The sequence below is a fragment of the Paractinoplanes maris genome (assembly GCF_023544465.1).
GTDB classification, from domain to species: Bacteria; Actinomycetota; Actinomycetes; order Mycobacteriales; family Micromonosporaceae; genus Actinoplanes; species Actinoplanes maris.
This window is the reverse complement of the sequence record NZ_JALPVL010000006.1, coordinates 597,602-617,397: the sequence shown is the minus strand read 5'-3', so window position 1 is coordinate 617,397 and position 19,796 is coordinate 597,602. Positions and strand designations below refer to the sequence as shown.

At 70.0% G+C, this 19,796-nt stretch carries 24 protein-coding genes, 3 tRNA genes and 1 rRNA gene; 9 read left to right on the top strand and 19 right to left on the bottom strand.

Going from position 1 to position 19,796, the window contains the following annotated elements; translation table 11 throughout:
• Positions 1-65, bottom strand: a 16S ribosomal RNA gene (locus NAG42_RS20755); the annotation flags it as partial.
• A 435-nt stretch (positions 66-500) separates the two neighbouring features.
• Positions 501-1,340 carry a Rieske (2Fe-2S) protein gene (locus NAG42_RS20750; protein ID WP_250032106.1) on the bottom strand — a complete coding sequence of 280 codons (840 nt, stop codon included), beginning with the start codon at positions 1,338-1,340 and terminating at the stop codon, positions 501-503.
• Positions 1,341-1,437: 97 nt separating this feature from the next.
• Between NAG42_RS20750 and NAG42_RS20745 the strand changes: the two genes are divergently transcribed.
• Together NAG42_RS20745 and NAG42_RS20740 are read left to right on the top strand one after the other, a co-directional pair.
• Positions 1,438-2,250, top strand: a complete 813-nt coding sequence (locus tag NAG42_RS20745) for an MEDS domain-containing protein (protein WP_250032104.1) — start codon at positions 1,438-1,440, stop codon at positions 2,248-2,250.
• A gap of 1 nt (position 2,251) precedes the next feature.
• The gene (locus NAG42_RS20740; protein WP_250032103.1) at positions 2,252-3,259 is read left to right on the top strand and encodes a serine hydrolase domain-containing protein; all 1,008 of its coding nucleotides are present in this window, start codon (positions 2,252-2,254) and stop codon (positions 3,257-3,259) included.
• Positions 3,260-3,590: 331 nt separating this feature from the next.
• Here the strand turns inward: NAG42_RS20740 and NAG42_RS20735 are convergent, their stop codons facing one another.
• The 8 genes from NAG42_RS20735 to NAG42_RS20700 all read right to left on the bottom strand — a co-directional run bounded on the left by NAG42_RS20735 (position 3,591) and on the right by NAG42_RS20700 (position 9,310).
• Positions 3,591-4,481 carry a DUF1254 domain-containing protein gene (locus NAG42_RS20735; protein WP_250032102.1) on the bottom strand — a complete coding sequence of 297 codons (891 nt, stop codon included), beginning with the start codon at positions 4,479-4,481 and terminating at the stop codon, positions 3,591-3,593.
• A 285-nt stretch (positions 4,482-4,766) separates the two neighbouring features.
• Positions 4,767-4,843 (bottom strand) — tRNA-Phe (locus NAG42_RS20730).
• Between the two features lie 14 nt (positions 4,844-4,857).
• A tRNA-Asp gene (locus tag NAG42_RS20725) sits at positions 4,858-4,931 on the bottom strand.
• A gap of 67 nt (positions 4,932-4,998) precedes the next feature.
• A tRNA-Glu gene (locus NAG42_RS20720) sits at positions 4,999-5,071 on the bottom strand.
• A 149-nt stretch (positions 5,072-5,220) separates the two neighbouring features.
• On the bottom strand, positions 5,221-6,126 hold the full coding sequence (locus NAG42_RS20715; protein WP_250032162.1) for a MerR family transcriptional regulator: 906 nt from the start codon (positions 6,124-6,126) through the stop codon (positions 5,221-5,223).
• On the bottom strand, positions 6,116-6,676 hold the full coding sequence (idi, locus tag NAG42_RS20710) for an isopentenyl-diphosphate Delta-isomerase (RefSeq protein WP_250032101.1): 561 nt from the start codon (positions 6,674-6,676) through the stop codon (positions 6,116-6,118). Before idi ends, NAG42_RS20715 begins: the two co-directional genes overlap by 11 nt.
• The gene (gene crtI / locus NAG42_RS20705) at positions 6,673-8,154 is read right to left on the bottom strand and encodes a phytoene desaturase family protein (RefSeq protein ID WP_250032100.1); all 1,482 of its coding nucleotides are present in this window, start codon (positions 8,152-8,154) and stop codon (positions 6,673-6,675) included. The genes idi and crtI overlap by 4 nt, the downstream gene beginning before the upstream one ends.
• Positions 8,155-8,176: 22 nt before the next feature.
• The gene (locus NAG42_RS20700; protein WP_250032099.1) at positions 8,177-9,310 is read right to left on the bottom strand and encodes a polyprenyl synthetase family protein; all 1,134 of its coding nucleotides are present in this window, start codon (positions 9,308-9,310) and stop codon (positions 8,177-8,179) included.
• A 68-nt stretch (positions 9,311-9,378) separates the two neighbouring features.
• Between NAG42_RS20700 and NAG42_RS20695 the strand changes: the two genes are divergently transcribed.
• From NAG42_RS20695 to NAG42_RS20685, 3 genes are all read left to right on the top strand, one after another.
• On the top strand, positions 9,379-10,266 hold the full coding sequence (locus tag NAG42_RS20695) for a phytoene/squalene synthase family protein (RefSeq protein ID WP_250032098.1): 888 nt from the start codon (positions 9,379-9,381) through the stop codon (positions 10,264-10,266).
• 1 nt (position 10,267) lies between these two features.
• Complete coding sequence (locus NAG42_RS20690; protein ID WP_250032097.1) at positions 10,268-11,593, top strand: cryptochrome/photolyase family protein; 1,326 nt, start codon at positions 10,268-10,270, stop codon at positions 11,591-11,593.
• A 195-nt stretch (positions 11,594-11,788) separates the two neighbouring features.
• Positions 11,789-12,298 carry a MarR family winged helix-turn-helix transcriptional regulator gene (locus NAG42_RS20685; RefSeq protein WP_250032096.1) on the top strand — a complete coding sequence of 170 codons (510 nt, stop codon included), beginning with the start codon at positions 11,789-11,791 and terminating at the stop codon, positions 12,296-12,298.
• Here the strand turns inward: NAG42_RS20685 and NAG42_RS20680 are convergent.
• Together NAG42_RS20680 and NAG42_RS20675 are read right to left on the bottom strand one after the other, a co-directional pair.
• Positions 12,265-13,446, bottom strand: a complete 1,182-nt coding sequence (locus NAG42_RS20680; protein ID WP_250032095.1) for an RNA polymerase sigma factor — start codon at positions 13,444-13,446, stop codon at positions 12,265-12,267. The genes NAG42_RS20685 and NAG42_RS20680 overlap by 34 nt on opposite strands.
• Positions 13,434-13,805 (bottom strand): YciI family protein, encoded by a 372-nt coding sequence (locus NAG42_RS20675; protein ID WP_250032094.1) that lies wholly within the window; start codon positions 13,803-13,805, stop codon positions 13,434-13,436. The genes NAG42_RS20680 and NAG42_RS20675 overlap by 13 nt, the downstream gene beginning before the upstream one ends.
• 89 nt (positions 13,806-13,894) lie before the next feature.
• On the opposite strand from NAG42_RS20675, the gene NAG42_RS20670 reads away from it, so the two are divergent.
• Positions 13,895-14,317 carry a nuclear transport factor 2 family protein gene (locus NAG42_RS20670; protein ID WP_250032093.1) on the top strand — a complete coding sequence of 141 codons (423 nt, stop codon included), beginning with the start codon at positions 13,895-13,897 and terminating at the stop codon, positions 14,315-14,317.
• Between the two features lie 36 nt (positions 14,318-14,353).
• Here NAG42_RS20670 and NAG42_RS20665 read toward each other — a convergent pair whose 3' ends face one another.
• On the bottom strand, positions 14,354-14,740 hold the full coding sequence (locus NAG42_RS20665) for a hypothetical protein (protein WP_250032092.1): 387 nt from the start codon (positions 14,738-14,740) through the stop codon (positions 14,354-14,356).
• 131 nt (positions 14,741-14,871) lie between these two features.
• Between NAG42_RS20665 and NAG42_RS20660 the strand changes: the two genes are divergently transcribed.
• The gene (locus NAG42_RS20660) at positions 14,872-15,180 is read left to right on the top strand and encodes a hypothetical protein (protein ID WP_250032091.1); all 309 of its coding nucleotides are present in this window, start codon (positions 14,872-14,874) and stop codon (positions 15,178-15,180) included.
• Positions 15,181-15,186: 6 nt separating this feature from the next.
• Here the strand turns inward: NAG42_RS20660 and NAG42_RS20655 are convergent, their stop codons facing one another.
• Both NAG42_RS20655 and NAG42_RS20650 read right to left on the bottom strand, forming a co-directional pair.
• Positions 15,187-15,576: a hypothetical protein gene (locus NAG42_RS20655; protein ID WP_250032090.1), complete on the bottom strand. Its 390-nt coding sequence runs from the start codon at positions 15,574-15,576 to the stop codon at positions 15,187-15,189.
• A gap of 52 nt (positions 15,577-15,628) precedes the next feature.
• The gene (locus NAG42_RS20650) at positions 15,629-16,048 is read right to left on the bottom strand and encodes a PaaI family thioesterase (protein WP_250032089.1); all 420 of its coding nucleotides are present in this window, start codon (positions 16,046-16,048) and stop codon (positions 15,629-15,631) included.
• 94 nt (positions 16,049-16,142) lie between these two features.
• Between NAG42_RS20650 and NAG42_RS20645 the strand changes: the two genes are divergently transcribed.
• Positions 16,143-16,391 carry a hypothetical protein gene (locus tag NAG42_RS20645; RefSeq protein ID WP_250032088.1) on the top strand — a complete coding sequence of 83 codons (249 nt, stop codon included), beginning with the start codon at positions 16,143-16,145 and terminating at the stop codon, positions 16,389-16,391.
• A 48-nt stretch (positions 16,392-16,439) separates the two neighbouring features.
• Here the strand turns inward: NAG42_RS20645 and NAG42_RS20640 are convergent, their stop codons facing one another.
• A complete protein-coding gene (locus NAG42_RS20640) occupies positions 16,440-17,006 on the bottom strand; it encodes an RNA 2'-phosphotransferase (protein WP_250032087.1) in 567 nt (188 codons plus the stop codon).
• Entirely contained in the window at positions 17,003-17,779 is a 777-nt protein-coding gene (locus NAG42_RS20635) for a class I SAM-dependent methyltransferase (protein WP_250032086.1), read from the bottom strand. The genes NAG42_RS20640 and NAG42_RS20635 overlap by 4 nt, the downstream gene beginning before the upstream one ends.
• An 18-nt stretch (positions 17,780-17,797) precedes the next feature.
• Here NAG42_RS20635 and NAG42_RS20630 point away from each other — a divergent pair, with 18 nt between their 5' ends.
• On the top strand, positions 17,798-18,175 hold the full coding sequence (locus tag NAG42_RS20630) for a PPOX class F420-dependent oxidoreductase (protein WP_250032084.1): 378 nt from the start codon (positions 17,798-17,800) through the stop codon (positions 18,173-18,175).
• Between the two features lie 180 nt (positions 18,176-18,355).
• On the opposite strand, the gene NAG42_RS20625 is transcribed toward NAG42_RS20630, so the two are convergent.
• Complete coding sequence (locus tag NAG42_RS20625; RefSeq protein WP_014687221.1) at positions 18,356-18,565, bottom strand: BldC family transcriptional regulator; 210 nt, start codon at positions 18,563-18,565, stop codon at positions 18,356-18,358.
• A gap of 271 nt (positions 18,566-18,836) precedes the next feature.
• Complete coding sequence (locus tag NAG42_RS20620) at positions 18,837-19,676, bottom strand: DUF8083 family protein (RefSeq protein WP_250032083.1); 840 nt, start codon at positions 19,674-19,676, stop codon at positions 18,837-18,839.
• Positions 19,677-19,796: the final 120 nt, after the last annotated feature.

The window sequence follows — 19,796 nt, the reverse complement described above, 5'->3', positions numbered from 1 at the left end:
TCGACTTGCATGTGTTAAGCACGCCGCCAGCGTTCGTCCTGAGCCAGGATCAAACTCTCCAACAAAATCTTTGGAAAAGCGTCCCGGCAACATAATGTTGCCAAAGGAATCTCCAACCGACACCCCTATCCGAAGAAAGGAGTAAGCCGGCCGGGGTATTACTAATTGGCACTGGCTTATCAAGCACCCTGTTGAGTTCTCAAAGAACAACCACACCCGGTCAACCGCCCCGGGGCACTCGCTCAACTTTACTGGGTCTTCCTGGCGTTGTCAACCGGTATCTCCCGGTTGGTGCCGCTTCGTCCCAGTAAACCCCACGGTCCAGGAGCACAGCGTGGCTGCGATCCGAAGTTCGTAGGATTTGGCAGGACGGCCGCTGCGGATCTCTCCGCTGCCTCGTCCGTTTCCCTGCCGGCTCGCAAAACATTACACGGGCGTTGCCTGGCCTCCAAATCGGGTACCAGTGTCTCGCATATGGCCAGCTCAGCGCCGGGAAACGGTCAAGGCTGGGCCACTTCCACCTGGCCGGCCTCGACCCGTACGCGAAGCAGGGGTTGATCGTTGGCCGCCGGACCGTGGACAGCGACGCCATCCCGGAGCCGGAACGTGCTGCCGTGCCAGGGGCACACCACACAGGCGTCGTCCCCGTGCCCGACCACCTCGCCCTGACCCAGCGGCCCGGTCTCGTGACCGCAACGCTCGATCATCGCGGTGACCTGGTCACCCTGGCGCCACAGCAGCACCGGCACATCGTCGGGCAGGGTTCGCACCGCCGGCTTGCCCTCGGGGAGGGAGGCCAGCGATCCCACGGAGGTCCACTCGGCCGGCACCCGGTTGAGGTCGGGCGCCGCCTGATTCATGCCGCCACCCCGGGCGTACGAGAGGTGGCCGCCGAGATAAGCACCCAGCCCAGCCACCGACAGGCCGGCATAGCTGAGCACCCGCCCGGAACGCCCCCGCGACCGCGCCACCAGCGAGGCCGCATAGAGACTGACCGCCACCACGTTGGCCGTGGCGTGCACCAGGCCGACGCGCTGCTTGTCCTTGGTCATCTGCGACCAGTCGGTCCAGCCGGCCGCGGCCGCCGGAGCCACGGTCGCAGTACCGATGGCGATCAGCGTGGTGGCCGCCCGCCGCTGACCCGGCAGGAGGTCGAGCACCCCGGCCGAGATGAAGGCACCCACCGGCACCTGCACCATGACCGGATGCAGGGGATGACCGAGCCACACCCCGTGCAGCACATCCCGTACGCGTTCGGGCGCCGACACGATCGCCGTCTGGATCTTCTCGATCACGCCGTCGAACGAACGGTTCGTCTCCAACCGGTTGAACAGCTGCATGACGTGACGGTTCCCAGGGGAAAGCGGGCGAAACCTCGGGACGGGCTTGGCCGGGATCGGGCACGGGTAACAGGGCCGGGGTGGGAGGGAGAGCGTCATGGCAGCGGTGGATCAGCTCGAGCCCGGTGATCACGCCTGTCTCACCTATTCCGAACCCGAGGAACGGCTCGACCTCCTCGCCGCCTTTGTGAGCGCCGGCTTGGAGCGGGGCGAGCGGGTGCTCTGCTTCACCGATGCGCCGGTGACCGCGGATCTGCGTCAGCGCGGAATCCGAGCGGGCGAGGTGGTGCTTGCGGTCGAGGAGTTGTGGGGAGCGGGGTCGGCTCCGAACGCGACGGCAATGGTGCGCCGGCTGAGTGCCGAGGTCGATCAGGCGCCGCGGGGGCTGCGCGTCAGCCTCGACATGTGCTGGGCGGCGCGTCCGCAGGCGGGTGCCGAGCAGCTGCTGGTCTTCGAGAACGAGGTGGCCAAGCTGTTCACGGACGGCGGGCTCACCGCGCTGTGCGAGTACGACCGGGAGGCGTTCGATCCGGTGACGCTGGCCTACGCGTCGAGGACCCACCCGCGTACGGTGGCCGCTGCCGTTTATCACGAGGACGCCGAGCTGCGGATCTGCCGTCAACACGTGCCGCCCGGCATCCGGGTGTCGGGTGCGCTGGACGTGAGCCGCGCCGACGCGCTGCGGGATGCGCTGGCCGAGGCCGTGCGGCTGGACCCGGACGTGCATCTGAACCTCGGACATCTGCGGTCGCTCGACGACGGCGCGGCTGCCATGATCGTCCGGGCGGCGGCCGGCCTTCCCCGCCACCGGCACATGATCGTGGTCGGGGACCGCCGGATCGGGCGCACCTTGCGGGTCGCCGGCGCCACCGGCGTACGGAATCTGAGGTTGCTGGAAAGGGATCGCTGACGTGATCGCACCGGGTTTCGAAGCAGTCGCCGAGGCCTTCGCCACCGAGCCGCGCGGAGGCTCGGCGCTGACCGTCCTGCGCGAAGGCGAACCGGTGGTCGAGCTGGTCGAGGGCTGGCGCGACGTGGCCCGCACCGACCCGTGGCAACCGGACACGCTGGTCAATGTCTATTCGACCGGCAAACCGGTCATCGCCATGGCCGTGGTCCTGCTCGCCGAGCGCGGACTGATCGATCTCGATGCGCCGATGTCGGCCTACTGGCCGTCCTTTCAGACCCCGGCTTCCGTACGCCAGGTCCTGTCCCACACGGCCGGGCTGCCGTCCTTCCCGGTGCCGCGACCGACGTCCGCGTTCAGTGATTGGGATCTGCTCTGCGCCGATCTGGCCGAGGCCACCCCGGAGTACGAGCCGGGCCAGGTGGCCGCCGAGCACGCCTTGACCTACGGCCACCTGCTCGGCGAACTGGTGCGCCGGGTCGACGGCCGCACGCCGGCCCGATTCGTCGCCGAGGAGCTCCGCTTCGATTTTGGGTTCGCTCTGTCCGATAAGGACATGGGTCGCTGCGCCGAGCTCGAATTCGACGCTCCCGGCTGGCCGGCCCGCAATGCCGGAACCCCGGGCTCGCCGAAGAGCCGGGCGATCGCCAACCCGCCGGGCGCCCGCGACCTGGCCGTCGTCAACAGCCCCGGGTGGCGCCGGGCCTCGGTCCCCGCGGTCAATCTGCACGCGAGCGCCACCGGCGTCGCCCGCTTCTACGCCGCCGTGCTCGACGGTTCGCTGCCCGCGGTGGCGTTGCCGCAATACACCGGGCCGGATCTCTTCATCGGTGAAGAGGTCACCTGGGGTCTCGGCGTGCAGCTGGAGCCGGACGGCACCTGGGGTCACGGCGGGCTGGGCGGTTCGGCCGGTTACGCCGACCCGGCGCGGGGCCTGGCCATCGCCTACGTCAGCCGGCGCCTGAGCGATTTCGCGGTCCTCGACCGCATCGACGCCGCATTGCCTCGCTGAAAGTTCTCATGCGCCGCCGCGCGCGACCGATTCTGAACCTCCGCGGAATGAGGGTTCACCGGAGTGAGCCGCGAGGGAGCGGTGGCGGTCCAGGGCTGGTGCCCGCCACACTCACGGCTCGTCTCCGCGGTCGGTGCCCGCGACGTCGCCCTTTCGAGGCCGGCGTCGTGGGCACCGCCCGGGCCGGCACAAGGACCCCGGCCCCGGTCGCCGGAGGCGCGGTCACTCGCGTGCCGCCGCGCCGCTCGGATCGCGGCGGGTCGGGGAAGAAGGCGGATCGCACGCTCCCAGGCGGCGAACCACCACAGGGCAGAAACGCCTGGGGCCGCCGCTATTTCGTTGTCAAGCTTGGAAAATTCCAGGTGCGGTCGAGGATCTCCGGACGCGGCCGGTAGAGACGCAAGAGGTAGTTCCAGCCGTCTGTGATGGGCAGTGAGTTGCGGGCTGGGTCGCCGTCGCCGCCGAAGAGGACGGTCACGGTGCCGTCGTCGTTGCGGGCGGCAGTGATGCTGTTGACGCTGTAGGCGCCCCGCGCGTTGGGCTCGAAGTAGCCGTCGGCGTTATAGACCGAGATCGACCAGAAGCCGTCAACCGGCACATCCTCAACGGTGAGGCTGTACTCACCGACAGGCAGGTCGGGCGCCACGCCGACGTACGCGGCTTCGGCGTCGGGAAGTCCGCCCCAGCCGGCTGCCGTGCTGATGAGGTGGTGTACCGGGTTGACCTGTTCCTTGCGTCCGAAGCTGCGCTCGAAGGAATCCATCCCCGCGGCAAGGGCCAGCAGCGCGGAGCGCGTGTGGTCGAGGCTGGCAACGTCGTACTTCGGTGATTCGAACGGTTGCGCGGCTGTCGCATGGAGGCGCAGGCCGTCCTGCAACGCCTTGGCCGTGGCCATGTCATCGGAGTCACGCGGGTCGGCCAGGGTGCGCACGGCGACGACGACGTACGGCGTGCCGAATTCCTTCGCCGTGAGCTGGTGGTCCCCCGGTTCGTGGATTACGCGGTTGACGTAGTGGTCTTCGTTGACCACCATCGCCGAGACGTAGCGACGCTCAGGGTCCGGCAAGGACAGCGTGGCCCCCTCCGAGATGTCGACCACGGCGAAGCTGTAGAGCGTGTCGCGATTCAGCCGAATGACGGTCTGCCGATCAACGGAGGCGGGTTCGCGGTTGTGCAGGAACCGGTTCACGCCGCCGGCGTCCCGCTGAAGATCGAAGAACATTCGATGAGTCTCTGCACGTACGAAATTGTCGACGTTCACCCTCATGTCGTAGGCCTACCGGGGCGACGCCCGACGGCGCCTCACCCCCACCGGGTGAAGCGGACGACGACGGCGGCCCGGGTGGAGGAAGCGGTAGGCCTGCTGACCCGGCACAGGCCGTCAAGGCGGGCTGTGAGCAATCGTGAGCGAACTGCCCCATCGCGGTAAGCACGCGGCAGGCCGGATAGCAAAACGTCCACCGTGCGTTTCCGCAGGTGGACGGTGCTCAGTGCCCGGCGAGAGGCCTGGTGGCCAGGGGCGGGGTCGAACCGCCGACCTTCCGATTTTCAGTCGGACGCTCGTACCAACTGAGCTACCTGGCCTTGCTCTTGCTTTGCGGTCCTGACGGGACTTGAACCCGCGACCTCCGCCTTGACAGGGCGGCGAGCACTCCAACTGCTCCACAGGACCTTGCTATTCATTTCTGTCTTTCGTACTGCCTGGCCAGTCTAGCGAAGGCCTTCCGCTAACCTACCAGTACCCCCAACGGGATTCGAACCCGTGCTACCGCCTTGAAAGGGCGGCGTCCTGGGCCACTAGACGATGAGGGCAACGCCGTCAGTATCGCATGCCTGCGACACTTTTCGGCTTTGACCCCAACCGGGCCCCCGCTTGAGGCTTGGAAAGCATACGTGATCCACCGCCCGCTCTCCAAACCGGTATCCCTTTTCGAGGAGCGACGCCCTGACCAGCGCAAACATCAGCGGGTGGCGGCGACGACGGTGGCGACGGCGTCGGCCAGGCTGGTGAGCTGGACCACGCCGTCGGGCAACGGGGCCGGCCAGCCAGGGCCGGCGGCCGCCGTCAGCAGGGGCGGGTGGGGCGACGAGGCGACCCGGGCCAGTTGGCCCGGGTCGGAGCTCGATGGAGTCTGCGACCACAGAACGACCACGGTCGGGCCGGTGCGGTCGATCGCATTGGCCAGGGCGGCCGGGGGCACACGCGGGCCGAGCAGGCGGCAGGGCACTCCGGCTTCGGCCAGGGCGGCGGCCAGGGCCTCCAACGGCAACGTGTGCTGTTCCTCGTCGGCCGCGGCCAGCAGCACCTTGGGCGAGATCGAGCTGTCGGGGCGGGTCACCGATCCCAGGACCTCGGTCACCGCCCGCGAGATCATGTGCTCCACCTCGATGAAGCGCTGAGTCGACTCGTAGCGCTCGCCGATGCCGATCAGCACCGGCATGGCCACCTCGTCCCAGGCGCGGACCACACCGCGCTCCGCGATCACCGTCTCCAGGATCTCCCGCATGGCCGGCCCGTCCAGCCGCATGGCCGCCCGGGCCAAGCCGCGAGCGGCGGGGTCGGCCGGGCCCAGGGGGATGGCGTGCCCGCCGCCGTCGCGGGCAGACCGGGCCGGAAGGTCGTCCGGAGACGCGGAGAGCGGCATGCGTTGCGCCCACGCGGCCGCCTCGGCGGGGGTGACTCCCTGGGCGGTGAGCCGCCGCATCACCTGCAGGCGGTCGAGGTCCTGCCCGTTGTAGCGCCGGTGGTGGCCGGGCACGTGCTCGCTGGGCCCCAAGCCGTACCGCTGGTGCCACGTACGCAGTGTCGTGACTGCTACCCCCAGGCGACGGGCCACGGCCCCGGCGGTCAGTCCTTCACCGGCCATCGGGCTGGACGGAACGGTCGTCATGCGCGAGACGCTGAGTGACTCCGAGGAGCCAGGGCGCGTACGACCGGGGGTCGCTCTCCATGTCGCCGAGGAGCGCCGGCACCGAGACCCACCGCAGGCCGGCCACCTCGTCCGGGTCGGGCGCGGGGTGCGCGCCCGCGGGCAGGTCGCCCACCAGCACGTGGTCGTACTCGTACTCGACCCGGCCGGTCGCCGGATCCTCGGCGTAATAGGCGTAGACGCCCACCTCGGTCAGCGGCACGCCGGTCACCCCGATCTCCTCGACCATGCGCCGGGCCGCCGCCTCCTCGACCGCCTCGCCGGGCAGCGGGTGCCCGCAGCAGGTGTTCGCCCAGCGCAGCGGGAACCGCGTCTTCACGGCCGCCCGCTGTTGCAACAGCACCTGTCCGAACTCGTCGCGCAGGAACACCGAGAACGCCCGGTGCAGCCGGCCCGGCGCCTGGTGCGAATCAGCGACGGTGGCGGTGCCGACCGCCTGGCCTTCGGCGTCGACGAGCTCGACCAGATGGGCCTCGCGTGCGGTCACGACGCCACCCGGGTGATGCGCGAGGCGGCCAGCTTGCCGGAGATCAGCACCATCGGCACGCCCACGCCGGGCTGGGTGCCGGAGCCGGTGAAGACCACGTTCTCGAGGCCAGGGTGCAGGTTGCTGGGGCGGAACGGGCCGGTCTGGGCGAATGTGTGGGCGGCCGCGAACGGCGTGCCGGCGGCCATGCCCTGGTCCTCCCAGTCGGCGGGCGTGATGATCTGCTGCACCTCGATGCCGTCGCCGAAGCCGATGTAGCCGCGCTGTTCCAGCGTGCGGACCAGCGACGCCGCATACCGCTCGCCGAGGCCGCCGCGCCAGTCCATCGGGCCGGCGACGAGGTTGGGGGTGGGGGCGAGCACGTAGTAGCTGTGCCGCCCGTCGGGGACAGCGGCCGGATCGGTCTGCGAGGGGTTGGTGACCAGCAGCGAGGGGTCGCTCATCAGCAGCCCCCGGTCGATGACCTCCTGGAACGTGCCGCGCCACTTCGATCCGAAGTGGATGTTGTGGTGCGCGATCTTGCTGTATCCCTGCCGGGAGCCGATGTGCAGAACGACGCAAGAGGGTGAGTAGGTGAGGTTGCGCTGCCGCCGCTGCGGCAGCAGGTCGCGCTGGGCGACCGGCAGGTCGGGGTTCAGGACGACCGCGTCGGCCGGGATCCTCGACCCGTCGGCGGTGATCACCGCGGTGGCCCGGCCGTTCGACGTCTCGACCTCGGTGACCGTGGTCTCGTAGCGGAACGTCACGCCGTGTTTCTCGGCCGCGCCGGCCAGTGCCCGGGGGACGGCGTGCATGCCGCCCTTGGGGAAGAACACGCCGGCCACCGAGTCGAGATAGGCGATCACGGCGTAGATGGCCAGGGCGTCGTGCGGCGCCAGACCCGCGTACATGGCCTGGAAGGAGAAGATCCGCTGAGTGCGGGGATCACGGAAGTACTGGTTGATCTTGGGCTGGAGCCGCCGGAAGCCACCCATGCCCAGCAGCTTGAGCAGGTTGAGGTTGACCAGGTCGAGCGGGGTGTCCAGGTTCTTGTCGATGAAGTGGTTGCGCTCGAGCTTCCACAGCTGCCGGGCGAAATCGACGAACCGCAGGTAGCCGTCGGCCTCGCGGGGGCCGCAGACCCGGCTGATCTCGGCCGCCATCCGCACCGTGTCGGTGCGCACGTCGAGCGTCGACCCGTCCGGGTAGTAGGCCCGGTAGGCCGGGTCGAGCGGCGTCAGCTCGAGCCAGTCGGACAGGTTCTCGCCGACGGCGGCCAGCGGCTCGGCGATCAGCTCGGGCATGGTCAGCACGGTGGGGCCGGTGTCGAACTCGTACCCCTGAAGGTTGAGCCGGCCGGCCCGGCCGCCCGGCACGGCCTCGCGTTCGACGACCGTCACCTGTCGTCCGGCCGCGGCCAGATGCAGAGCGCAGGCCAAGCCGGCCAAGCCGGCGCCCACCACGACCACGTGGTCGGTGGGTCCTGTCACGGTTCTCATCGTGTGTACCTCCGGGTGAACATCATGCCGGGCGGTGCGTGACACGAACCGCGAGCTCGATGAGCGCCGCACGCGCTTCCTCATGGATGGGGGCCTGGGCCAGCGCGGCCACGCCGTCGGCGACGCGCTCCTGGATCATGCCCTCGAGCCGGGCGGGTGCGCCGGTCTCGGTGATGATGTGGGCGCGTCGCTCGATCTGGGCGTTGGTAAAGCCGCCGGAGCCATCGGCGGGGTTGACGGCTCCGGCGGGGTCTAGGGTCAGCTCGGCGCGCTGAGCCGGGGTGGCCAGCTTGCGGGCGAGCATGAGCAGGGTGGTCGGCTTGCCGGTGCGCAGGTCGTCACTCGTCGGTTTGCCGGTGACGGTGGGATCGCCGTAGACACCCAGGAGGTCGTCGCGGAGCTGGAACGCTTCGCCGACGGCGAGACCGTATTTCCCGTACGCCTGATGGGTATCGGTCTCGGCGGTGCCGGTGAGGGCGAGCCCGAGCTGCAGCGGGCGCTGGACGGTGTAGCTGGCCGTCTTGTGCCGGGCCACCAGCAGAGCGCGGTCGACCGACCAGGCACCGGGCTGGCTCTCGCCGAGAACGTCGAGATACTGCCCGGCGATCGCCTCGACCCGCATGCGGTCGTAGCAGGCGCGCACGGACGGCGGCGCGTCGGCGCGGGCCAGCAGCTGGTCGGCCCACACGAGGCAGAGGTCGCCGATGAGGATCGCGGCGGCCGAACCGAACCGCCCGGAGTCGCCGACGCTGCCGTCGTCCTCGTGCTGACCGGCGAAGATGCGGTGTGCGGTGGGCCGGCCCCGGCGGGTGTCGGAGTCGTCCATCACGTCGTCGTGCACCAGGGCGAAGGTGTGCATCAGCTCGAGAGCGGCGAAGGCCGGCAGCACCGGCTCGACCGGCGCGGCGGGTCCGGCGATCCCCCGCCAGCCCCAGTACGCGAAGACCGGCCGCAGCCTCTTGCCGCCGGCGTGCACCAGCTCGCGAGCGGTGCGGGCGAACCGGCCGAGAGCCGGGTCGATCGAGTCGAGCGAGGCGATCTGGGTGGCCAGGAAGTCGGCGAGCGTCCCTTGGATCGCGTCGATCAGCGCGTGCGGCGAGGCGCCCTGGCGGGGTATACCCCGGTGCAGGTTTCCCTCGAGCATGTCGTTGGCCACGAGCAGTACCGTACCCTTACTTTGAAGTTGCGTCGATTCGTGCGTCGTTTTTTCTCCGGAGGCTTCCCGTGGACATCGATCTGGCCGCTGCCTACGAGCGCTGCCGTGAGCTGCACAAGCGCCACGGGCGCACCTACTACCTGGCGACCAGGCTCCTTCCGGCCTGGAAACGGCGGCACGTGCACGCCCTCTACGGATTCACCCGGTATGCCGACGAGATCGTCGATCAAACCTCGGAGCTGCCCGCGGCCGAGCGCGCGGCCCGGCTGAACCAGTGGTCGGGCGCCTTCGTCGCCGGGCTGCGCGGTGAGCCGGTCGACGACCCGCTGCTGCCCGCGGTGCTGCACACCATCGCGGTCTTCGATCTCGCCATCGACGACTTCGCGTCGTTCTTGAGGTGTATGGCGATGGATCTCACCGAGACCTCGTACGCCACCTACGACGACCTGCTCGACTACATGGAGGGCTCGGCCGCCGTGATCGGCACGATGATGCTGCCGATCCTGGGGTCGCGCGACCCGGCCGCCGCCCGCGAGCCGGCCCGTCAGCTCGGCTTCGCCTTCCAGCTCACCAACTTCATCCGCGACATCGCCGAGGACCTCGAGCGCGGCCGCGTCTACCTGCCCGAATCGCACCTCGGCCGGTTCGGCGTGACCCGCGACGACCTCGCGCGCGGGGTGGCCACCCCCGAGATCAAAGACCTCGTCCGGTACGAGATCGGGGTCGCCCGCGAGCACTACGCGGCCGCCGCCCCCGGCATCGTCATGCTGGAGCCGGCCTCGCAGGCCTGCATGCGGACGGCGTTCGCGCTCTACGGCGGCATCCTCGAGGAGATCGAGGCGAACGACTACGACGTCTTCGCCGGCCGGGCCACCGTGCCGAATCGACGCAGAGCCGCGGTCGCGGTGCGCAGCCTGCTGACCAAGGCCGGCACCCCGGTGCGGGTGGCCGCCTGAGATGAAGATCGCCGTTGTCCTGTTCACCCGGGACCTGCGCCTGCACGACAACCCCGCCCTCGCCGCGGCCTGCGCCAACGCCGAGCGGGTGGTGCCGCTCTTTGTGCTCGACCCGGAGCTGGGCAAGCTCTCGCCCAACCGCACCCGATTCCTGCACCAGTCGCTGGCCGACCTGCGGGCGTCGTTGCGCGACAAGGGCGGCGACCTGGTGATCCGGTCGGGCGACCCGGTGGCCGAGGCGATCGAGCTGGCCCGCACGATCGGCGCCGAGGGCATCGGGATGGCCGCCGACGTCAGCCATTACGCCCGGCGCCGCGAGGAACGGATGCGGCTGGAGTGCGAGCGGCACCGGATCGCGCTGCGGTTGTTCCCCGGCCTGACGGTGGTGAACCCGGGCGAGCTGCGGCCCGGCGGGGGCGGCGCCTCCTACCGGGTGTTCTCGCCCTACCACCGGGTCTGGCGGGCGGCGCAATGGCGGGACCAGGTGGCCACGCCGACCAGGATCACGCTGCCGGAGGGACTGGAGACCGGCCTGCTCCCGGCGATCCCCGCAGGCGAGTCACCGGACGCGGCCACGGGCGGCGAGACCGAGGCCCGGCGACGGCTCACGACCTGGCTGCGGCACATCGGCCCGTATCCCGAGTTGCACAACGACATGCCGGCCGACGGCACCAGCCGGCTCAGCCCGTACCTGAGGTTCGGCTGTCTGTCCCCTGTGGAGCTGGCCCGGGCCGCGATCGAGCAGGACGCCGACGACTACGTGCGGCAACTGTGCTGGCGTGACTTCTATTACCAGGTCGCGCTGGCCTTCCCGCAGCTGTCGACCAAGCCGCTGCGGCCGAACGGCGACACCGAGTGGCGCGACGACCAGGACGCCCTGCGGCACTGGCAGGACGGCACGACCGGGGTGCCGGTGGTCGACGCCGGGATGCGTCAGATGCGGGCCGAGGGCTGGATGCACAACCGGGCCCGGCTGATCACCGCGGCCTTCCTGACCAAGCATCTCGGCGTCGACTGGCGACCGGGGGTGCAGTGGTTCTTCCGCTGGCTGCTGGATGGTGACGTGCCCAACAACTCGGGCAACTGGCAGTGGGTCGCGGGCACCGGCAACGACACCCGGCCCTACCGCAAGTTCAATCCGATCCGGCAAGCGCAGCGGTTCGACCCCGAAGGCGTGTACGTTCGGCGCTACGTACCCGAACTCAAGGGGATCGAGGGCGGCGCCGTGCATCAGCCGTGGCGCTTGCCGGACAACGTCCGGCGTGGCCTCGACTACCCGGGGCCGCTCGAGTCACACCGAGATGAGGCGGTGTGGCTGCGGCCGTAGCCCCGCCCGGTACGCCCGGGCGGGTCTCAGCGGGGCCCGCCGACTCGTTGCGTCCGTCAAAACGTCGAGGTCGGCGGGCTCCGCGCCCTTCGCTTTCCCCAGGCCGGACGCTGCTTTCCCCCGTCGGCGGGGTGGTTATGCACGCCGGCCTCCTCTCACGTGATGCTTCGACTTCGTATCGCCTAACCTGGGTCCATGCCGGGACTGCCGCCCAGACAACTGGGGGCCTACTTCGCGCTCGTCGAGGCGGCGAGCTTGCTCCAGCACGCCGTCGAGCAGCAGCTCAAGGCCGACGGCGACCTCAGCTACATCCAGTTCCAGCTGCTCATGCGGTTGTTCGGGGCCGACGGCCGGCTGACCATGACCGAGCTGGCCGACGGAGTCGTCTACAGCCGCAGCGGTCTCACCTACCAGGCCGGCCTGCTCGAGAAGGCGGCTCTGATCACCCGGGCCCCCGACCCGCGAGACGATCGGGCGACCGTCGTGACGATCACCGACGCCGGCCGCGAGCGGATCGACCGCGTGCTGCCGGGTCACGTCGAGCTGGTCCGGCGACTGGTGTTCGCGCCGCTCAGCGATCAGGACGTGAGCACACTGGGCGACCTGATGGGCCGCGTCCGCGATCAGATGCGCGCCGAGCCGCCGCGCTCGGCCGCCCCCCGCAAGAGATCTCAGCGCAACCGGGACGCGCGCGACTCCAGGTAGCGCTGCTCGGGCCGGCTCAGGGTCTGCCGGGCGGCCAGCAGATACTCGTCGCGGGCGGCGGCCCGGTCGCCGGAGCGTTCGAGCAGGTGCGCGCGCACGGCGGCGACCCGGTGATGACCGGTCAGGGCCACCTCGTCCAGCGCCCGCAGAGCCACGGCCGGGCCGTCGACCTCGGCCAGCGCGACGATCCGGTTGAGCGTCACCATCGGGCCCGGGGCCAGCGCGTCCAGCAGCCGATACAACTGCAGGATCTGCGGCCAGTCGGTGTCACCGGCCGACGGTGCCTCGGCGTGCACCGCGGCGATCGCGGCCTGCAGCTGGAACGGACCGACGGCGGTGTCGCGCAGCGCCGTGGTGATGATGGCGATGCCCTCGTCGATCGCGGGGCGGTCCCACCGGCTGCGGTCCTGCTCGGCCAGGGGGATCAGGGCGCCGTCGGGACGGGTGCGGGCCGGGCGGCGGGCATCGGTGAGCAGCATCAGCGCCAGCAGGCCGGCCACCTCGCCGTCCTCGGGCAGGCGGGCGTGCAGTTGCCGGGTCAGGCGGATCGCCTCGGTGCTCAGCTCGACGCGGTGCAGCGACGAGCCCGAGCTCGCCGTGTGTCCCTCATTGAAGATCAGATACAACACCTGGCGTACGCCGGGAAGGCGCTCCCCGAGGTTGCCGGGCAGCTCGAAACGGGCGCCCGCCTCGCGGATCCTGCTCTTGGCCCGGCTGATCCGCTGGCCGACGGTCGCCTCGGGCACGAGCAGGGCGCGGGCGATCTCGGCCGTACTCAGACCGCCGACCGCGCGCAGTGTCAGCGCGACCTGGGAGACCGCCGTCAGGGCCGGATGGCAGCAGAGCACCAGCAGGGTCAGTTCGTCGTCACCGCGTACGGAAGGAACCGGATCCGCCGGCAGTGCCTCGCGCCGACGCCGGGCCTCCTCGTTGCGCAGCAGCTCGATGCGCCGGCGCGAAGCGACGCGGATCAGCCAGGCCCGCGGATCGTCGGGCCGGCCCTCGGACGGCCATTGCCGGGCGGCCGCCAGCAACGCCTCCTGCACCGCGTCCTCGCTGGTGTCGAAGTCGCCGTAACGACGCACCACCGCGCCCAGCACGTGCGGCGCGGCAGCCCGCAGCACCTCTTCCAGCGTCAGAACTCCCACCCGCTCATGTCCAGGATCGGCCGCACCTCGACCTCGGTGTTCGCCGCGTCGGGGACCTTGGCCGCCCATCCGATCGCGTCCTCCAAGCTCGGCACGTCGATCAGGTAGAAGCCGGCCAGGTGTTCCTTGACCTCGGCGAACGGCCCGTCCGAGACGATCGTCTCGCCGTTGCGGACCGAGACGAACCGGGCCAGCGACGGATCGGCCAGACCCTCACCGGCGACGTGCACCCCGGCCTCGGCCATCTCTTCGTTCAACTGCAGGTGCCCGCGGCCGAAAGCGGTCCGCTCGTCGTCGGACAGGGTGTCCCAGACGGCCAGACTGCGCGGGTTCGACTGGATGAGAATCAGATACTTCACGAGTCTTCTCCTTTGCCTCACTCAGCATGTCGAAGCCGCCCGCCCGGCTTCGACGTCCCGGTGGAAGTTTCTTTCGAGAGGAGCACGACATGCGGGAGATCCGTGAAGTGATCGAGGGCCGGGCGGCCCGGCTCAGCGCGGGCGACGTGCGCGGCCACCTGGCCTATTCGGCGCCCGAGGTGATGCAGTACAGCCTCGCGCCGCCGCTCGGCGAGAAGGTCGACACCACCGACCCGACCCAGGTCGAGCAGTGGCTGGCCACCTTCGAGGCGCCGCCACGGCGCGAGGTCACCCAGCTCGAGATCACCGTCGACGGCGACGTGGCCTTCGCGACCAGCATCGACTCGTTGAGCGCGACCCCCAAGGGCACCACCGACGCGTTCACCCTCTGGTATCGGGTGACGCTCGGCCTGCGCCGCATCGACGGTCGCTGGCTGGTCGTGCACGAACACGAATCGGTGCCGTTCCAGATGGACGGCTCCTTCGCCGCCGCGATCGACCTCGAGCCCTGACATCAGGGTGTGACGGGACAGGCGGTCCTGCGCGGGTCACGCCGCGGTCAGCGCCCGCAACGTGCTGACGCAGTCGGCGCCGGTCACGGTCGGGCGATAGGGGAGGTCGTCCGGCCACGACCGACCGGCCGAGACCCACCCGGTCCGCAGCCCCGCCGCGGCACCACCGCCGATGTCGTACGCGGCGTGGTCGGGCGCCAGGTGCTCGACCATGCCGGCCCGCAGCTCGACCAGCGCTTCCCGGGCGTCCAGCCGGTAGCGTGCGGCGATCGCCTCGGCGAGTTCCTCGCGTTTCCGGTAGCCGTCCCGGTCCTGCTCGGTCAGCCAGGCCACCTCGGCCTCGCCGAACCGCTCCCGGGCCCAGGCCACGAAGGCTCCGGTCCGGTCGATGAGCGTGTTGTCCAGATCCACCAGCAGCAACATCCCTGGATCCTGACAGAGCCGTGCGCGATCGGCCGCGAAGCTGGCACCGTCCGAAGGCTTGAAGGCCGCTGTGTAGTCGATAAGAGTGAGCTGCAGGTCTTGTCAGGGCTCGGCGGGTGGAGGAGGACGGCGTGCTGACATTCACGAATGCGGCTGAACAGGCTGCCTGGAGCATGGCGGAGGCGCTCAGCGAGAAGGCCTTCGCCGCGATGAAGAGCGCCGAGGCGGCCCAGGAGCAGTTCCGGGCCGGCCGGATGGCGATGCGCCGGCAGTTCAAGGCCCGCGGCCTGTCCGAGGTGGACGCGGCGATCCGCTGGAAGAGCACGTCCCAGGCTCAGTCGGCGCTGGCCGACCACGAGTTCTACATGTCGCTGGCGTCGATGTACAACGAGGCGGCGACCGCCCAATACGCCAAGGCGCTCTATCTCAAAGGACGCTGACCGGGCTCAGGCCGCGCGGTGGCGCAACGTCGCCACCGTCGACCCGGCCAGCGCGAGCAGGCAGTCGGGCAGCTGGCCGTCGGCGATCGCGGCACCGAAGAGCGCCTCGCCGGTCGGGATGTCGCCGTTCACATACGCGCTGACGAAGCGGGCCACCCAGCGTTTGTCGTACCGCGCGTCGTCGATGCCGGGGAAATCGAGCGTCCACGCGCCGCCCGAGGGCACCTGGCCGACCATCGTCGCGGCCAGGCACCAGGCCACGTCGTAGGCCCCGACGATGCCCGAGCGGTCGACGACCGAGTCGAACGTGCCCACCACCGCGTCACTGTCGCCGCTCAGCGCACTCTGAAGCACGAGTGCCGCGTCGTCGACAGCGTGCTGTGGTACCTCGGTCACGTGAAAGAAGGTACGTGGAACGGTCAAGGTCTGCCCGCCGGGACCACGGAATTCACGCTCCGCGGAGCAGGCAGGTGATGCGCGCGGTGCAGACCCGCTCGCCGCTGTCGTCGGTGATGACGATTTCGTACGTCGCCATCGTGCGCCCGCGGTGCACCGGGGTGGCGACACCGGTGACCACTCCCGAACGCGCCGACTTGTGGTGTGTGGCATTGATGTCGACGCCCACCGCGAACGGCCGGTCGACGGTCTGACCGTGCATGACCGCACCCACTGACCCCAGCGTCTCGGCCAGCACGCAGGACGCGCCGCCGTGCAACAAACCATACGGCTGGGTGTTGCCCTCGACCGGCATGGTGCCGACGACCCGCTCGGCGGAGGCCTCACTGAGCTGGATGCCCATCCGCTCGCCGAGCGATCCGCCGCCGCCGGTGGTGAAGAGGTCCTGCACGCTGTCGGCCGCTATGTCCATTCGATGAACGTTACCGGCGTCACTCGGCTCGCGGCGCTGTGACTTGGGTCTTACTCTTCCCTGCGACCGTGTACGCGATATGCCGGGAGGCCTGATGACCGAGCCGCAGGAGATCGTCGAGACGCGCGGGAACGACCGCGTCGACCTCATCGCCCAGGACGCCAACGGCGACGGCAAGACCGATGTGTGGGTGTCCGACACCGACGGGGACGGCAAGCCCGACCTCTTCCAGTTCGACACCGACGGCGACGGCAAGGTCGACATCACGATGGTCGACCTCGACGAGGACGGGAACCCCGACCACATCGTCGACGGCGACGGCGGGCACCCGCCGACCGTCTGACCGCGGACGGCCGCCTCCAGGTGGGGCGGCCGGTCCGCGGCACGGATGTCACGGGCTGGTGCGTTCCAGCCGGAGGTAGCGCGCCGGCACCTCGGTCGTCAGCCAGACCCCGTTGGCGCTGCGGTGGAACAGATGCCCGGCCGCAGCCAGCTCCCCGGCCGCCACCCGCAGCACGGCCACGTCGGCCGAGCGGCGGCGACCGACGATCAGCGCGGTCGGCACATCGGGCGAGAGATGGACGTGGTGGCGGCTGCGCGACCGCAGGCCCTCACTCATGATCGACGTGAGGTTGACCCGGGGCGTGCCGTGGAACAGCACCGCGGGCGGGTCGGCCGGCGGCAGATCGAGATCCACGGCCACCCGGCGTGAGTGCCCCTGGCTGGCCCGGATCCAGTCGGCCCCGTCGTCCCGGCGGGCGACCGCGAACCGCGACTTGTCGTTGTGCTCGACGACCGCGTCCAGCTCGGCCCGGGCGATGCCCAGCGCGGCGAGCAGATCGTCGACCGGCACCCAGCCGTTCGCGTCCAGGGTCAGTCCGGCCGCCTCCGGCCGGTGCCGCAGGACGAGAGCGATCCGGCGGCTGATCCGGACCTGCTCGCGGCTCAGCGCGGTCACTCCGACAGCTCCATGACGGCAAGGTAGTACGGCCGGTCGGTGTCGTCGATCGCCGTCAACCGCCACCGGGTGCCCGCAAGCAGCTCCTTGAGCTCAGCCGGCGAGCAGTTCAGATAGTCGAACCAGTCGGTGGCCAGCAGCCGGTAGCGCAACCGCAGCCGCAACTGCCCACCCAGCCGCCCCCGTTCCCGGTTACGCCGGTGATAGCCGACGTGCACCGGATCAGTGGTGCCGTACGGGTCGGTGCCCTGCGCGATGATCCGGGCGCCCGGATTGGCCAGGCGGGCCAGCGCGTCCAGGAAGACCGGGGCCCGCTCCGCGTTCTCGATCAGGCCGAGGTTGTTGCCGAGCAGCAGGAACGTGTCATACCGGGCGTCGGCCGAGGAGTACGCGTCGACGGTGTTGAGAACGGTGTCGCGCAGCCCCCGCCGGCGGGCGATCTCGATGGCCCCGGCCGAGGTGTCGAGCCCGGTCACCGCCATCCCCCGCCGCTGCAGCTCGACCGCCGTGCGACCGGCCCCGACGCCGATGTCGAGCACGTGCCCGCGGCAGAGTCGCAGCGCGCGGTGGTCGTGCGGCTGCCACTCCCCCGGTTCGGCCAGGTAGTGGTCGGCCGGCGCACCGTTGATCAGCCCGTCGTCGCGCTCGATGATCTCGATGACCGGCCGGGGCACCCGTCCACCGGCCAGCGGTCGTGGTCCCACGCCGGTCCGCACCGCGTACGCGTCCCGGATCATCTCGCCGAACACGTCGCCGATCGGTGGCTCATCCATGGTCACTACCCTTGGGGCATGGCCACTCTGGAGCAACTCGGTTCGGAGAAGTACGTCCTTCTGACGACTTTCCGCAAGGACGGGTCGGCGGTGGCGACGCCGGTGTGGGTGCTGCCCGACGGTGCCGGCGTGGCGATCTGGACGGAGACCCGGTCGTACAAGGTCAAGCGGGTCCGCAACAACCCGCGGGTCACCGTGGCCGCCTGCGATTTCCGCGGCAACGTGCGCGGCGAGACGGTCGAGGGCACGGCCCGGGTGGTCAGCGACGCCGAGTGTGATCACTTCGCCAAGGTGCTGGGCCGTAAATACTGGGTGACCGGCATCCTCGGGTCACTGCGCTACCGCCTGATGGGCCACCGTGACCGGATCACCGTCATCGCGGTCACCCCAGTCTGACCCGCGTTCCGCCCTGGTCGCGTTCCCGCCCCGGTCGCATCCCGCTCTCGTCGCGTTTCCGCTCTCGTCGCGTTTCCGCTCTCGTCGCGTTTCCGCTCTGGTGGCGGAGACGAAGAAGGGGCGATCGTCTTCCCCGACGCTCGCCCCTTGCTACGATCTTTCGCTTCGACTGAGATCGGTTCAGTCGCCCTGACGCTGCGTGGGAATCTGCCCCTGCAGCAGGGCACGAACCTCCGACTCCCGATAACGACGGTGGCCGCCCAGAGTGCGGATCGCACTCAGCTTGCCGGCCTTCGCCCACCGGGTGACGGTCTTCGGGTCGACACGGAACATCGACGCCACCTCGGCCGGAGTTAGTAGCGGCTCAGGATCATGCGTACGCGATGCCATCGGTCACTCCTCCACAGGTACCTAAGAACATCGGCCGGGGTCCCGCCGGCCGGTGCGTCTCTCATGGTCCGGCTAGTCCCCGATGTCCGACATGGGCCGAACGGACGAACGTCCCCAGATAGATGGATGAAGCATGCCCGATTTTTACGTGTTTTCTACGCCAGATAGTGTCGCGTTTAGTCCGATTATCACGCTTCGGCGAGCGGTGATCACGAAGAGTATTCACCTCGGGAGCGTTCCCACGGTGGGCATATCGCCGTATTTCCGCAGGTCAGTTGCAGCGCTCCAGAAGCTGGACGGCACGCCACCGTTCGACCAGCTTCTCGTACGCGGCGGAGGCGTCGTCGGCGTCGCCGCGGGAGAGTGCCGACAGACCCGCCGCCACCACTCCGGGTGAATCGTCACCAGCGAGAACATCATCCGGCAGAAGGTTGACGAGGCCGCCGTAGTCGAGCTCGACGATCGAGCGCGGATGGAACTCCTCGAGCCAGCGCGTGCCCTCCTCGACCGCCTCGGTGATCGGGGCGTCGCCGAGCGATTTGCGCAACACGGCCACCGCCCGGTGCGCGCGCCGCCGGGCCTTGGAGATCTCGGTGCGATAGCGCAGCGTCCGCGGCTTGGCGGCGAGGTCGATGACCCGCTCCTCCAGGTCGACGAAGACGAACCAGCGCAGCGGCACACCCCAGGTCGCGATCTGCTCGTGCACCCGGGGCACGCCGTGCTCGAGCACCTTGGCCCCGCTGCGCCAGTCCTCGACGACGGCCTTGGCCTGGCCGGCCAGCACGGGCGGCACGAACGCGTCGGCCAGCACGCTGGGCACCCCGTCGCGCGCGTTCAGGGCGGCCTCGGCGACCCGCAGACGCAGATTCCACGGGCAGACCAGCAGCGAGTCGCCCCACTGCAACACGTACGCCTCGTCGGGCAGATCGGGCAGCCGGGTCCAACCGGCGCCCAGCGCCTCGAGCACAGCCGACCGCTGGCGGACCGGACCGTCGACCGGGCCGAGAGCACGGCCCTCGCGGGCGTACTTGCGCCAGAAAACCTGACGGTCGCGGTCGAAGGCGGTCAGCGGTTCGTAAACCCTCAGGTACGACGCGAACAGTGACGGCACGGCGCGATCCTTTCACGAAATCGGCCGTGTGGAACTTCCCGCGCGGACGGAATCACGCGGGGGTGCACCCGACTAGGCTCGCAAATGTCCGGCACACCCCAGCCGGAACGACCTGCCCCA